Annotated in this window: 12 protein-coding genes; 6 read left to right on the top strand and 6 right to left on the bottom strand. The window is 57.4% G+C overall.

Annotated elements, in window-relative coordinates:
* Positions 1 to 67: 67 nt before the first annotated feature.
* Genes J122_RS15860 through J122_RS15840 form a run of 5 tightly spaced genes read right to left on the bottom strand, consistent with a single transcriptional unit; the run spans position 68 to position 6,058 of the window.
* Complete coding sequence (locus J122_RS15860) at positions 68 to 3,106, bottom strand: efflux RND transporter permease subunit (protein WP_058091239.1); 3,039 nt, start codon at positions 3,104 to 3,106, stop codon at positions 68 to 70.
* The gene (locus tag J122_RS15855; RefSeq protein ID WP_227510245.1) at positions 3,103 to 4,146 is read right to left on the bottom strand and encodes an efflux RND transporter periplasmic adaptor subunit; all 1,044 of its coding nucleotides are present in this window, start codon (positions 4,144 to 4,146) and stop codon (positions 3,103 to 3,105) included. The genes J122_RS15860 and J122_RS15855 overlap by 4 nt, the downstream gene beginning before the upstream one ends.
* A 46-nt stretch (positions 4,147 to 4,192) precedes the next feature.
* A complete protein-coding gene (locus J122_RS15850) occupies positions 4,193 to 5,095 on the bottom strand; it encodes an alpha/beta fold hydrolase (RefSeq protein ID WP_014422286.1) in 903 nt (300 codons plus the stop codon).
* On the bottom strand, positions 5,085 to 5,576 hold the full coding sequence (locus J122_RS15845) for a PaaI family thioesterase (protein ID WP_014422287.1): 492 nt from the start codon (positions 5,574 to 5,576) through the stop codon (positions 5,085 to 5,087). Before J122_RS15845 ends, J122_RS15850 begins: the two co-directional genes overlap by 11 nt.
* The gene (locus tag J122_RS15840) at positions 5,573 to 6,058 is read right to left on the bottom strand and encodes a PaaI family thioesterase (RefSeq protein ID WP_014422288.1); all 486 of its coding nucleotides are present in this window, start codon (positions 6,056 to 6,058) and stop codon (positions 5,573 to 5,575) included. The genes J122_RS15845 and J122_RS15840 overlap by 4 nt, the downstream gene beginning before the upstream one ends.
* 258 nt (positions 6,059 to 6,316) lie before the next feature.
* On the opposite strand from J122_RS15840, the gene J122_RS15835 reads away from it, so the two are divergent.
* Entirely contained in the window at positions 6,317 to 6,931 is a 615-nt protein-coding gene (locus tag J122_RS15835) for a TetR/AcrR family transcriptional regulator (protein WP_014422289.1), read from the top strand.
* 45 nt (positions 6,932 to 6,976) lie between these two features.
* Here J122_RS15835 and J122_RS15830 read toward each other — a convergent pair whose 3' ends face one another.
* Positions 6,977 to 8,044, bottom strand: a complete 1,068-nt coding sequence (locus J122_RS15830; RefSeq protein ID WP_014422290.1) for an AraC family transcriptional regulator — start codon at positions 8,042 to 8,044, stop codon at positions 6,977 to 6,979.
* A gap of 129 nt (positions 8,045 to 8,173) precedes the next feature.
* On the opposite strand from J122_RS15830, the gene J122_RS15825 reads away from it, so the two are divergent.
* From J122_RS15825 to J122_RS15805, 5 genes are all read left to right on the top strand, one after another.
* Entirely contained in the window at positions 8,174 to 8,494 is a 321-nt protein-coding gene (locus J122_RS15825) for a 2Fe-2S iron-sulfur cluster-binding protein (RefSeq protein WP_008170311.1), read from the top strand.
* Positions 8,495 to 8,508: 14 nt separating this feature from the next.
* Positions 8,509 to 9,921 carry a cytochrome P450 gene (locus J122_RS15820; protein ID WP_041654913.1) on the top strand — a complete coding sequence of 471 codons (1,413 nt, stop codon included), beginning with the start codon at positions 8,509 to 8,511 and terminating at the stop codon, positions 9,919 to 9,921.
* A gap of 17 nt (positions 9,922 to 9,938) precedes the next feature.
* Positions 9,939 to 11,576: a GMC family oxidoreductase gene (locus J122_RS15815; protein WP_225316732.1), complete on the top strand. Its 1,638-nt coding sequence runs from the start codon at positions 9,939 to 9,941 to the stop codon at positions 11,574 to 11,576.
* An 88-nt stretch (positions 11,577 to 11,664) separates the two neighbouring features.
* Entirely contained in the window at positions 11,665 to 12,915 is a 1,251-nt protein-coding gene (locus tag J122_RS15810; RefSeq protein WP_041654915.1) for an NAD(P)/FAD-dependent oxidoreductase, read from the top strand.
* Between the two features lie 286 nt (positions 12,916 to 13,201).
* A complete protein-coding gene (locus tag J122_RS15805; protein WP_008170306.1) occupies positions 13,202 to 14,227 on the top strand; it encodes an IS110 family transposase in 1,026 nt (341 codons plus the stop codon).
* Positions 14,228 to 14,752: the final 525 nt, after the last annotated feature.

The following is a 14,752-nucleotide window of genomic DNA, read 5'->3' as shown; positions in this document are numbered from 1 at the left end:
ATCACCTTCCTGGAAGACTTAAGTGAAATGTAATTGCTAACAAAATTGGCGCTCATTCAAACCTACCTCAATCTTCCATCTGTAAGCGAAACCAAAGAGCATAAAGCGCCGGCACAAACAATAGCGTGATCAGAGTGCCGACCGCCACGCCACCGATAAGGACATAAGCCAGCGGCCCCCAGAACAGGTCAAAGGTCAGAGGAACAAACGCCAGAACGGCCGCCAGGGCGGTGAGTACCACGGGTCGGGCACGCTGGACTGCCGCCTCGACAACGGCTTCCCGGGCAGCCATCCTTGCTTTGAAGTTGTCCTGCACCTGCTGCGTCAGAATCATGGTATTTCGCATCAGGATGCCGCCCAGGCCAATCAGCCCCAGCAGCGCGGTAAAGCCAAAGGGTTGATTAAACAGCAGCAAAGCCAGCACAGCCCCGATCAGACCCAGTGGCGCGGTGGCAAGAACAGTCAATGTGCCGATAAAGGAACGCATCTGAAGCATGATAAAGATCAGCATCAACGCCAACATCACCGGTTGTAATGTCTGGATTGAAGCATTGGCTTTGGCTGATTGTTCCACCGTACCGCCGATTTCAATACGGTAACCCTCCGGCAACTGTTCGCGCAGGCCCGTCATCGCACTCCATATCTCCTTGGTAACATCCGGTGGCTGGGCACCTTCTACATCGGCCTGAACGGCCAGGAAGGGGTCACGGTTGTAACGCTTTATGACGGGGTCCTCGTAACGAACCTGCCACTTGCCCAGTTGCTGTACGGAAAGTTTGCGGCCGTCGCGGGTTTTGATCTCAAGATCTTCCGGCATGATCACTTCGCCACGGGCATTACGCGCCACCAGTTGAACGCTCCTTATGCCCTGGCGCAGTTCGGTGACGGCCACTCCGCGGAGTTGGAACTGCAGTTGCCGGGCAACTTCCGCCGGGGTCAGGCCCATCCAACCCAGGTTTTCCGGGTCCATATCAAGATAGAGAGTGGGCACACGCTCATCCCATTCGAGATGCGGCATGACGATATTCGGATGCCCGGTCATGAGAGTGCGGATCTGGTGCGCGATCTCTCTGAGTTGATCGGATTCCGGACCCAGCACACGAAAACTGACCGGCCAGACCACCGGGGGACCGTACAGCAAACGCGTCACCCGCACTCGTGCCTCCGGAAATTCACCCGCCGCGATTCTGGTTTCCAGCGCCGAGATGATGCGATCGCGCCCTTCAACGTCCTGCCCAATGGCAATCAACTTGGCAAATGCCGGGTCCGGCTGCTCGGGGTTGGCCGATACGAAGAATCGGGGTGCACCGGCACCGATGTAAGCGGAAAGGCTTTTCACCTCCGGCATGTCCATCAGAATCGCTTCCAGGCGTCTGACACTTTGATCCGTGGTGGCAATAGCGCTCCCCTGCGGAGCGTAGACACTGATCAGAACTTCGGGGCGATCAGAACTGGGGAAAAATTGCTTCTGCACCTGGGTTGCCATCCCGAAAGCACTGATCGCCAGCAAACCCACTGTGATAAAAACGACGGTTTTCCGGTACTGTACACACGCTGTGATCACTCTACGCAACCGCTGATAAAACGCGCTTTGGTAGAGGTCCTGGCCCGTATGCCCGGTGTAATCGGGCAAGAGCTTGACGCCCAGATAAGGCGTAAAAGTTACCGCCACCACCCAGGAAATCAACAACGAAAAAGCGAGCACCCAGAAGATGTTGCCGGTGTATTCTCCCACTCCGGACTGGGCAAATCCGATGGGAACAAATCCGGCCACCGTCACCAGCGTTCCAAACAGCATGGGCGCGGCTGTTACGCTCCAGGCATGACTGGCTGCCCGTACCCGGTCCCAGCCGCTCTCCATCTTCACAATCATCATTTCAATGGCGATGATCGCATCGTCCACTAACAGACCCAGTGCGATAATCAACGCACCCAGGGTGATGCGGTCCAGGTTTATGCCCGCCATTTTCATCAACAAGAAAGTCAGGCCGAGGGTCACAGGAATCGCAATGCCCACCACCAAACCCGCGCGCAGACCGATCGCCAGTATGCTAACCCCCATCACCACGACCAACGCAACCAGAAACTTGACCTGAAAAAGATCAACCGCCTGAGTGATGGCTTCCGCCTGATCGGTCAGGGTCTGTATTGACATTCCCAGCGGCAGCCTGCCCTGTTCGGCACTGACAAACTCGCGCAGCCGCTCACCAAACTCCAGGCCATTTTCACCCGCGCGCATGACGACACCTAACAGGATCGCATCCTCACCGTTGGAGCGGACGATGTAGCTCAAAGGATCTTCATAACCTAAACGCACCTCGGCCAGATCAGACACGGTGATAAGCTGGTCTCCGATACGCAGAGGTACTGAGGTGAGGCGCTCAAGGTCAGACAGGTCGATGTTGCTGCGGACATAAACCCGCGGGCCGGCAAGATCAACAAAGCCAAGAGGCTGAAGACGGTTGTTGGCCTCTATCGCCTGCAACACCTCTTCTGCCGACAAACCGAGGTTGTTGAGCCGGTCCTGATCAAATTCGAGATACACCCGCTCAGGACGCTCCGCCAGGAGCTGTGCTTTTTGCAAGCCGGGCAGCCGTTGCAAGCGATCCCGTATCGATTCTGCCTCTCGGGTCAGTTCACGCATTGGCATCCCGGGTGCCGTCAGCGCCAGCAGGGAGAAATACACATCCGCGAAATCATCGTTGACGATGGGGCCGATCACACCCCGGGGCAGATTGGGCCTCTCATCGAGCATGCGTTTGCGGACTTGATAGAAGAGGTCCGGCACTTTTTCGCTGGGCGTAGAATCCTGGAATCGGATAACCATGGCGGCCTGCCCGGGCCGGATGGTTGTTTCAATGGTATCGGTATACGCCACCTCCTGAACTCGCTTTTCCAGACGATCCACGACCTGATTCTGCAGCACCTCAGGGGTTGCTCCTGGCCAGACGACAGAAACCACCATCGCCCGGACGGTGAACGCAGGGTCTTCCGCCCTACCAAGGGAGGAGAACGCGTAGAAACCGGCAACAACGGACAGCAAAAGAAAAAAGAGGGTGACCGAACGCTCGCGCACTGCCAGCGCGGAAAGATTCGGTAAGCTCATTGAGCCAGCTCCCGCACCGCCATGCCAGGCGTGAGCAGGTGTGTCCCCAACGCGACGATGGGCGTTCCCGCGTTGATATCGGCCTTGATCTGCGCATACTCTTCACCCAGATCGATCACCTCGACCGCAAGGGGCTTCACCGTGCCATCGGAGACCAACCAGACCTGCGGCGTTTGCCCTCTCTCATCGAGGGCACCCAGCGGTACGCGATGGCTGGGCGCGGTTTGCTTCTGTGCTAACTGGACACTCACCACCGAACCCAGGGTTAAAGATGAGGGGTAGGGCCCCTCCAGGCTGTATCGGGCACGCCAGCTCCGGCTTGCCGGGTCGGCAGCCCCGGCAATCTCTCTCAGGCTCACAGCAAGCTGTTCGCCATTGGGTAAAGGAACATAACCGCGCCTGGGCGGGCTACTGCCCTCTGGCAAAAAAACCTCGACTTCCAGCGATTGATCTTCGGCCAGAACGGCAAGGGTTTGACCGACACCCACAACCTGGCCGGGTTCAACGATGACCTCAGTGACCACGCCTGCATGGGCGGCTTTCAGTTCCGCATACCCCAGGGCATTCTGAGCCTGCTGATTGCGTGCAGAAGCCGTTTGCACCTGGCTGCGCGCCTCACGCTCTGCCAATTCAAGGCGTTGCAGGGTTTGTTCGCTGACAAACTGACGCCCCACAAGTTGCTGTTGGCGCTGGAGCTCATTGGTGGTAATTGCCAGGGCCGCTTCTGCACGCTTCAGATCCGCGGCGGCTCCCTCCGCCGTTGCTACAAGGTCTCGTGTATCGAGTTTGAACAGTAAGTCGCCTTTTTCCACGCGTTGACCGGCATCAATGTAACGATGTTGAATCCGACCGGCGATCTGAAAGGCCTGAGGAACTTCGTGGCGGCCTCGCAGGGTTCCTGAAAATCTGTGCGTTGTTGGGCCGGCGTCCTTTAGTTCAACTGTTTTTACCCAGGGGATAGGGGCGCGGGCCTCTGGGGGCGGTTCCGAAGACTGCTGACAACCAGACAGAATGAGCAGCGAGATAAACAGTGTCAGCATACAGCGCATGGCAGGTGTCCCGATTGGCAAAATCAAGGTGTGGGTATCAGTTCTCGCGGTGTCTGGACAAAGCAAGTTGCAGGATGGCATCGCGAACGGCTTCCTTCTGTTCCATGGGCAGAAAATGAGTCGTACCCTCAAGAACCCTCACGTCAGCCGAGGGCAACAAGGTCTGCAGACGTTTTTGCGCCGCCGGCGAGAAGGTTGACCCGCGTTCCGCCGCCAGCGCGATAACCGGGCACCGCAACTGACGAATACCGGGCCAGGGGTTGTGTTCGGTATGGGCAAAGGTGGTGCTCTCCCACTCCGGCGCACACGCCAGGCGAACTTGATCGTCCTGCGGCAGAAAAGCGTGTTGGATGTAGGCCTCCAGCCATGCATCGGGCCAGGTCTTGAAGCCACCGCGGCCCCGATAGTTGTCCAGCGCAGCAGCGTGCGAGTCGAATACCCGGCGCCGACGTGCGGCTCCGGCGGCCAGTGACAACCGATGTGACTGGCGTAGCAGCTTGGCCAGCCACAACTTCAGGCCCTGCCCCGGATCCATGATCACCGGTTCCGCCAGAATCAGGCCCAGCACTTTGTCTGGCCGTCGGGCAGCGGCCATGATGCTGGTGGTGGCACCGATAGAATGGCCGGCGAGCCAGACCGGCTCGTCCAGGCTACCCAGCAGAGCGGTCATGTCGCGATAGTAGGTTTCCCAGCCCCGGAATGTCGAAAAGTTCGCCGCACCGGCGCTGGCCCCGTGCCCCCGCATGTCCCAGGCCAGGACATTGACGTCCGTGGCAAGCCCATCAAGGAGGGGGCGGTACAGGCGGCCATGGAAACCCGTTGCATGCGCCCAGTGCACCGTGGGGCGCGCTTTGGATTGCGGCCAGCGCCACAGTGCGATCTCCGCGCCATCCGGCGCCTGGAATTGGTCGCGTTCAGGGTTGTTGTGCTTATTGTTCATGAAGATCTGCTTCTTTGGCCGCCACTGTCGGGAGCAACAACTGAACCTGACCGCTGGCGATCGGTTTGCGCTTATCGCCCTGCCAGCAGGTCACCCGGACCAGGCTGCTCCGCCTGCCTTGTCGAACAATTTCGGCGCTGGCGAACGTCGATCGGGCCTGCGCGGAACGGAGGTAGTTAATGTGGCTGTCGAGAATGCGTGGGCAACGTTTGTCGGTATCCTGGCTTTGCGCAGCGACCCGCGCGGTGAGTTCGATCAGGGCGCCAAGCACGCCGCCATGGAGGGCGGGTAGCATAAAGTTGCCAATGAGCGCTTCACGACACGGCATATGAACCACTAGACCTACATCGTCGCGTTGAACCTCAAGCCCAAGGTGCCGTGCGTAGGGAATGCGCTCCAGCAGAGCCTGCCAGTCGGAACATTCTTTCCCGCTTTCGGTAGGGCCTGAGATGGGTTGTGCCGAATCGCCAGTCGTGCTCATGCGCCCTCCTTTTTTCGTCCACCGGCCTGGAATCGCTGGCCCTGGGTGTTGCGCATGAAGGTGGCGTTTGCCGTCGCTAACAGTGCACTATCGCTCTCGCTGAGGATGTCGCAATGGATGAACGCGACCTCGTCCGTTAAATGACGACAGGTGGCCACCGCCAAGAGGGCACGGTCGCCGATGGCGGGCCGCAGATAATCCATGCGCAGATCCAGCGTGGCAATGGGCATCAACTCCAGGGCCCCCGCGAATACCGCCAAGCCTCCGGCGGAGTCGGCCAGCGAGTAGAGCACGCTGGTGCAGATTTCTTTTGTATCCTCTTCGGCGAACATCCACGGCTGTGGGGTCAGGCGCATGCAGACCTGGTTTCCGTTCACAGAGACAACCTGCATACCCAGATCCCTGCCGTGGGGAACCTGTTCGGTGAACTGCCACGCCGTCGTCACAGCGTCACTGTGCTGAGCTCTGTTCGACTCCGTCATCAGATCTGCCCACCCCGGTTTGCATTTCGCACAGGGGCGGAAGTGGCGGGAAACAGCTGATTGTCATATGTCATTGCCATGTCAGTTTCTTCCGAATAACATTGTTGCTGGATTTTGGTTGGTTAACCAACCAAAAGTCAAGAATCTGTTGAGGCAAATGGCACGCCACCCGTGCAATGGCGTACGATCAGTGTAACAAGTCAGGTGGTGGCCGCTCTGATGAATAACGAACTGGCTTGCTGAGGAGATACTTAAGCGATGGTTAACAGACAGATGGCTCCTCCAAGCAAACTGGGCGACCAGGGCGACGTTTTGTCTAACGCAGCCAGGCTTTTTCGTGAGAAAGGCTTTGAAAGGACGTCGCTCAAGGAGATTGCCGAGGCCTGCAATATGCTGCCCGGAAGTCTGTATTATCGTTACAACAGCAAGGAAGCGCTGCTTGTCGAGCTGATGCGCCGGGGGGTGGACCTGGTTACCGCAGAGGTCGAGTCGGCTTACGCCAGTTCGGATGACCCGGTTGAGCGTTTACGTCTTTGTATCAACGCGCATCTGCGAGCCCTGTTGGTCGATTCGGACGCGGTTTACGTGCTGCTGTTTGAATGGCGGGCGCTGGGCCCGGAGGCTCGCGAGGAAATCATCGAACTGCGTGACCAGTACGAGTCCCTGTGGGCCGGTATCCTCGAAACAATGATTGCGCAGGGCGTGGTCCGCAAGAATATTGATGGCCGCCTGCTTCGCCTGATCGGCCTTGGGGCGCTCAACTGGGTTGCAACCTGGTTCGACCCGAACGGGGCTCATTCACTCGACACCATTGGCGACTTGATCTGGCAGATCGCTATGGACGGTGTGATCAATAAAGGGGGGCAGGCATAGGTTCTGGCTTCACAAACGCAAGCAAGTAGCCTCTGTTTATGATCGCTAATCATGCGGATGCACGGTTTGTGATCTGACATTTTGCCTGAACTGCTCAGGCGACTGGTCAAACCAGCGCTTGAAGGCGCGTCTGAAATTGGCACTGTCGTGATAGTTCATCAACGCGGCAATGGCCTCGATTGACAGCTGGCTGTCACGCAAGTAGGTCGCTGTCTGCTGGGACAGAATCTCGTCGCGAACTTTCCGAAAACCGCTGCGTTCCTGTTTGAGTTTGCGTGCCAGGGTGCGTTTGCTCATGAACAACGAGGCTGCTGCTTCGTCTTCACTGAGCGTTCCGGGCGGTCGGGACAACATCATCATCTTCAGCTGGGTCTGATAGCTCGGTTTATCCGACTGAAGTTGCGCAAGCATCGATTCACACTGTTGCAAGGCCAGACGATAGTTTTCGTGATTGGCGGAGGCATTCGGTTCCTGACACAACGACATCGGCAACGTAAGTTTTAACTGGTCGCAATCAAAGCGAATCTGCCCGGGCAAAAAATCGGCATACATTGCCTGATACGGGGGTTCAGGATGAGCGAAGCATATTTCAGCCTCATGCAAAGGGCGACCAATTATAAACTCGCCAAATTCAAAAAGGGCCTTAACCATCGCATCCGACAGGCACCGCTGTATGTCATCGTCCAGCGACTCCTGGTAGTCCAGAATACATTCCAGGCGCTCGTTGACTTGCCGCAAATGCAGTTGGATGAAGCTCGCGCGCGTGGGCAGAAAAGTATGAATCGCTTGCAGCGCAGTGAGAAAGTCGGGGCTGCTGTAGGCCACGAATCCCATCGCACCATGGGTTGCCGGGGTCAGTCGCTTGCCTAGCCATAACCCTAATTCCGGCTGGCCGGACAAATCCAGTGCGTTGCGCAGAATCCGCACCTGCTGCGCTGCGGTAAGCAGGCTTTCCTCGCTCAGGAATTGCGTCACACCAAGCCCGGTGCCGAGCAGCAGACGTGGCAGTTGTTTGGCTGTTAAATCGAGCTCACGTGCAATGAGCCGTGAGTAATTCGATGGAATACCGGGACCGGATTTTTGCAAATCACCCGTCTTCTGCGTCGTCATCATCGATCTTCCCCGTCCTAAATGATCGTCATTTTGTCTTTAAATGACCTCAGCTTGTCAAGAAATGACCTGACAGGAGTGTCGTCAGACAGACAATATCTATTACTGAACACTACTGGCAGGAGAACAATAATGGGCAAGATTACTTTTATAGAACATGATCAAACTGAACATGTTGCTGAATTCAAAGCTGGTTCCTCGGTAATGCAAATCGCCGTTGACAATCTGATTCCCGGTATTGACGGGGATTGTGGGGGAGAGTGTGCCTGTGGTACCTGCCACGTGATCGTCTCGGACGATTGGTTCAGAAAGACAGGTACGCCTGGTGGTGAGGAAGAGCAAATGCTGTCAATGACCCCGGAGCGGGCAAGCACTTCGCGCCTGGGCTGCCAGGTGGTCATTACTGATGAAATGGACGGCATGACCGTGCATTTACCCGAGTTCCAGATGTGATCATAGGAGGACGCATGCCAACACTGTCCAAAACATTTGACGACATTCAGTCCCGAGTGATTAATGCTACCTCCAGGGTGGTGCCGATGCACAGGCAGATCCAGGGGCTGAAACTGTTAATGGGCGCCAAGAAGAAGGCCTTCGGCCCACGCCGGCCCGTGCCCGAATTTGTTGAATCAGCCATCCCGGACGTTAACACGCTGGCCCTTGAGGACATCGATGTCAGCAATCCGTTTTTATATCGGCAGGATCAGTGGCGCGCCTATTTCAAACGGTTGCGTGATGAGGCTCCGGTCCATTACCAGAAGAACAGCCCCTTCGGCCCCTTCTGGTCGGTGACTCGCTTTGAAGACATCATGTTCGTGGATAAGAGTCACGACCTGTTTTCCGCCGAGCCGCAAATCATTCTGGGTGACCCTCCAGAGGGGCTGTCGGTGGAAATGTTCATAGCCATGGATCCGCCAAAACACGATGTGCAGCGCAGCTCGGTTCAAGGCGTGGTGGCACCGAAGAACCTGAAGGAAATGGAGGAGCTGATCCGATCGCGTACCGGCGATGTGCTTGACAGCCTGCCTCTGGGCCAGCCCTTCAACTGGGTGCCCACTGTATCGAAGGAACTCACCGGTCGCATGCTCGCAACCCTTCTGGATTTTCCTTACGAGGAACGTCACAAGCTGGTTGAGTGGTCGGATCGGATGGCCGGGGCAGCATCGGCAACCGGCGGCGAGTATGCCGATGAAGAGATCATGTTTGACGACGCGGCTGACATGGCCTGGTCCTTCTCCAGGCTCTGGAGGGATAAGGAAGCGCGCCGCGCGGCGGGCGAAGAGCCCGGTTTCGATTTGATCAGCCTGCTACAGAGCAACGACGACACCAAAGATCTGATCAATCGCCCGATGGAGTTTATCGGCAATCTGACGCTGCTTATCGTTGGCGGCAATGATACCACTCGCAACTCAATGAGTGGTGGCCTGGTGGCCATGAACGAATTCCCAAAGGAGCTCGAAAAACTGAAGGCAAAACCGGAACTGATTCCGAACATGGTGTCGGAAATCATCCGCTGGCAAACGCCGCTGGCCTATATGCGCCGAGTCGCCAAGCAAGATGTTGAGCTGGGCGGCCAGACCATCAAAAAGGGCGATCGCGTTGTGATGTGGTACGCCTCGGGCAACCGTGACGAGCGCAAGTTCGAAGACCCCGATCACTTCATTATCGATCGCAAGGACGCACGAAACCATATGTCATTTGGCTACGGTGTTCACCGTTGCATGGGCAACCGCCTGGCCGAATTGCAACTGCGTATCCTATGGGAAGAGATTCTCAAACGCTTTGACAAGATCGAAGTCGTCGGCGAGCCGGAGCGCGTGCAGTCCAACTTCGTGCGGGGCTATTCGGAGCTGATGGTCCAGCTGACACCAAAAAGTTAATGAACAGGCTAACCAGGATGACGACCGAACAATTTGACTATGTCGTGGTTGGCGCGGGCTCGGCCGGATGTGCTGTCGCCAGCCGCCTGTCGGAGAGCGGTCGCCATTCTGTGCTGCTGCTTGAAGCCGGTCCGGAGAGCCGCCGCAACCCTTTCGTGAACATGCCGCTGGGTTTCCTGCAGCTAATGTTCAGCCGCCGCTACAACTGGCAGTTCAATACCGAACCGCAGCGTCACATGCACGACCGGGCGCTTTTTCAGCCGCGGGGCAAGATGCTTGGCGGTTCCAGCGGCATGAACGCGCAGGTCTATATTCGCGGGCATGCCCGGGACTACGACGAGTGGGCACGGCTGGGGTGCAAAGGGTGGTCATACGCCGAGGTGTTGCCCTACTTCCGCCGATCGGAACATTTCGAGCCCAAACTTACGCCGAATGAGGCAGAATTTCATGGTCAGGGTGGTCCGCTGAACGTTGCCGAGCGCCGCTATACCAATCCGCTGAGCACGGCGTTTGTCGAGGCGGCGACCCAGGCAAAGTACCGGCTCAATACAGATTTCAACGGCAGTGAGCAGGAGGGCGTGGGCTTCTACTACGCCTACCAGAAAGACGGCACACGCTGTAGCAACGCGCGGGCCTATCTCGAACCCGCCACGGCGCGTTCCAACCTGACGGTTTGCAGCGGCGCGTATGTCACCCGGGTGCTACTCGAAGACACCCGCGCCACCGGTGTCGAATACCGCGATACAAAGGGGCTGACGCAGGTTCGTGCCGGGCGCGAAGTTGTGCTCTGCGGCGGCGCGTTCAACTCGCCGCAACTGCTGATGCTGTCCGGGATCGGTCCGCGGGAGGAGCTGTCCCGGCATGGCATAGAACTGCGCCATGCGTTGGAGGGCGTCGGGCAGAATCTCCAGGATCATATCGACGTGTTCGTGCGCGTCAGCGCCCGCAGCCGCCAAAGCATCTCGATGCATCCGAGCTACTGGCTCAAGGGGCTGTGGGGCGCTTTGACGTATCTGAGCGGTCGGCGGGGCGTGCTGTCGAGCAACGGCGCCGAGGCCGGCGGGTTCATCCGCTCCCGGCCCGAGGAGCCGGTACCCGACCTGCAGCTGCACTTCGCGCCAATGCTGTACGACGATCACGGGCGAGACCTGAAGACCGCGATGAGCGGTTATGGCTACGCGGTGATGATCTACGGGCTTAGGCCGTCGTCGCGCGGGCGCGTCGGTCTGCACAGTGCCGACCCGTTTGCCGCGCCGCTGATCGACCCCAACTACATGGCCGAGTCCGCCGATGTCGAGCGACTGGTGCGCGGTGTCCACCTGGTGCGCAAGATCCTGGCGCAGGCGGCGTTTGCCCCGCACCACGAGGTTGAGGTCTTGCCCGGGCCGGCGCTGCAGAATGACGACGATCTCGCCGCATGGGTACGGCGCAGCGGTGAATCAGCGTACCACCCGGTTGGCACCTGCAAGATGGGTGTTGATCCGATGGCGGTGGTCGATCCGCGCCTGCGCGTGCATGGCCTGCAATGCCTGCGGGTGGTCGATGCCTCCATCATGCCGACGCTGGTCGGCGGAAACACCAATCAGCCGGCAACCATGATCGGCGAGAAAGGTGCCGCGATGATACTTGAGGATGCCGGGGAGATGGTCGGCTGAGCTCCGCGCGCGCGGGCGTCACAGGGCTCAGTTGGCATCTGGACTTCTGATCAATCTGATTCCAAAGAACAGTAGAAAGAGACAGGCTATGGCAAACCAACAGAAAGAGACGACAGTCATCGTTGGCGGCGGGCACGCAGCAGGTGCGCTCCTGACAACCTTGCTGCAAAAGAAATATCAACATGAGGTGGTCCTGGTGGGCGAAGAGCCACATCCACCCTATCAGCGGCCGCCCCTGTCCAAGAACTACCTGGCAGGCGAGGTGGATCAGGAGTCGCTGTACCTCAAGCCGCGCTCGGTGTACGAGAACGCCGGCCATCAGTTGCGGCTCGGTGTACGTGCCGAACAAATTGATCGGGACAACAAGACCATCAGTTTGTCGGACCAGAGCACATTGAAATACGATCGACTGGTCCTGGCCACGGGGTCACACGTTCGACGCCTGAACGCACCCGGGGCTGACTTGAAGGGCATTCATTACCTACATGACATAGCTGACTCGGATGCCCTGCGTGAACAACTGGTTCCGGGGAAACGCTTGGTCATCGTGGGTGGTGGTTACATTGGCCTTGAAGTGGCAGCCAGCGCTACCAAAAAAAGCGTTGATGTCACGGTACTGGAAGCGGCCGAGCGTCTTATGCAGCGTGTAACAGGCCCGGAAATGTCGGAGTTTTTTTACACCAAACACAGTAACGCTGGCGTGGATCTACGCCTGAACACGGCGGTAACCGGTTTCGAAGCTAGCGATCAGGGGCATGTGGCTGGCGTGACATTGGCGAGCGGCGGCACTGTACCGGCCGACATCGTGCTCGTTTCAGTGGGTGTTGTGCCGGAAACCGCGCTGGCTGAGGCCGCCGGCCTGCCCTGTGATGACGGCATTATTGTTGACGAGTTTACCCGCACAGAAGATCCAGCCATCCTGGCGATCGGCGACTGTACCCGCCACCGGAATCTTTTCTTCGAGAAGATGCAGCGCCTTGAATCTGTCGCCAACGCGGTTGATCAGGCCCGGACAGTGGCGGCAACCCTGATGGGCGAGAAGAAACCCTATAATAGCGCTCCATGGTTCTGGTCGAACCAGTATGACGTGCGTCTGCAGATGGTGGGGTTGTCGCAATATCATGATCAGCGTGTGCTGCGCGGAAGCCCGGAAGACAAGGGATTTGCGGTGTTCTATCTCCGCGATGGCTGTGTCATTGCTGTTGATGCGGTCAACCTGCCCATCGCTTTTATGGTCGGCAAGACCCTCGTTCAACAACGCAGGCAGGTCAATCCTGAAATGTTGAAGGATCCGGATATTGAACTGAAGTCCTTGGTGAGCGGTCAGTCCATAAATTGAAATTGACGACCGAGTAGAGCTGTGCCCTTAGTTTGCCCAAAATTGCGAAAGCAATGCACAACTCATACGGCCTATGGATATCATATCCTACGACCGACAGCTTTCAGTGAGCGCAAAGGATGCGTGAGCCACAACCGGCGGAATTTCCCGTAGCCAGACACATTACTGTTGCTCTGGTAAACCGAGAGCACCATAGCGAATGATATGGACTCCCCCTGCTCCCACGGCATCGATGTGCCACATTGAAGGTGTCTGACATCTTCAATCAAAAGCAGGAGGAGTCATCATGAATGTTACAACCATTGGCATCGATCTGGCGAAAACTGTGTTCAGTATTCATGGCACCGATCAACACGGCAAGGTCGTGGTTCGCAAACGACTGAACCGGCCCAAGCTGTTGCCTTATATCGCTCAGCTCCCACCCTGCCTGATTGGCATGGAAGCCTGCTCGGGTGCCCACCATTGGGCTCGGGAAATGACCAAACTCGGCCACGATGTCCGAATCATTGCACCCCGGTTTGTCGCGCCCTATCGCAAGAGCAGCAAGAACGACGACAACGATGCCGAGGCCATCTGTGAGGCAGTAGGTCGGCCGAATATGCGGTTTGTTCCAATCAAGACCGAAGACCAGCAAGCCGTACTGTGCCTGCATCGTATTCGCCGTGGACTGACCAAAGAACGCACCGCGCAGATCAATCAGATTCGTGGGCTGCTGGCCGAGTTCGGACTGATCATTCCCCAGGGCCGTTACGCCGCACGGCGCCGGGTTCCCGAAATCCTGGAGGATGCCGAAAACGACTTACCCATGCTCGCTCGCCGCTTAATCAACAACATCAACCAACGCATTCGACAGCTCGATGAAGAAATCCTGGCTTACGATCGGGAGGTCGAAGCGATGGCCCGGAGCGATGAGCAGGCCAAGCGCCTTATGGCCATACCGGGTATCGGACCACAGACCGCAACAGCCCTGCTGGCCAGTGCGCCTGACCCCAGACAGTTCAAAAGTGGGCGACACTTTGCCGCATGGTTGGGTCTGGTGCCCCGACAATACTCGACCGGTGGCAAGGTGCGACTTGGCCGAATCACCAAGCGCGGGGACAAATACCTGCGAACGCTGCTGATCCATGGCACCCGGGCAGTGATTGCAAAATTACCGGATAAGAATGATCGACTCAGTGACTGGGCCAAAGACCTGGTGGAACGACGTGGATACAAGCGGGCCGCCGTTGCGATGGCGGCCAAGAACGCCCGGATTATATGGGCACTACTCATGAATCAAACCGAGTTTAAGACACAGCCTGTGGAGGGCTAAAACCGAGCACCAACGACAGGCAGAACAAGCCTGCCAGAAGAGTCTTGCAACGGCAAGCGATGACGGAACGGTCAGACCGAGAGTGGGAGAACCTGTTTATTTCTGCGGCTCAGCGAAGCCGACTAACGAATAAGGTCCCCGCTCACACGCATCATCATCCTGGCCCGGGCAAAAACGCCCACAAAGAGGCCGAATGTAGAGCCGCAGTCTCAAACCGCTTCGGATTCAAATGGCGTTGCTTGACCGCAGGGGGAGTCCATGTAGGTGAAATAATTCTCTATATGTCCCACTAATAACCTCACCTTGCAATTACCGACGAAAATATGAACTTGATTTTACCCACAAAGAAAAAGCGAAGTCTCTATCGGCCATTATGGGTAGAGGTTCCGATCACTCAATCCTTCATAAGCAACATCGCCCATTCGGTGTCGACCTCTTGTTTTGGTTCATCTGAGCATATGCTTTTTCATGCGGATGGGTGGTGGCAGCCAAGACAGGGCTTTTCAGACTGCAAGCTTCAAGCGG

The organism is Marinobacter excellens LAMA 842 (assembly GCF_001574445.1).
In the GTDB taxonomy this organism is placed as follows: Bacteria; Pseudomonadota; Gammaproteobacteria; order Pseudomonadales; family Oleiphilaceae; genus Marinobacter; species Marinobacter shengliensis.
Note: the sequence above shows the minus strand (reverse complement) of the source record. Positions and strands in the feature narration are given on the sequence as shown.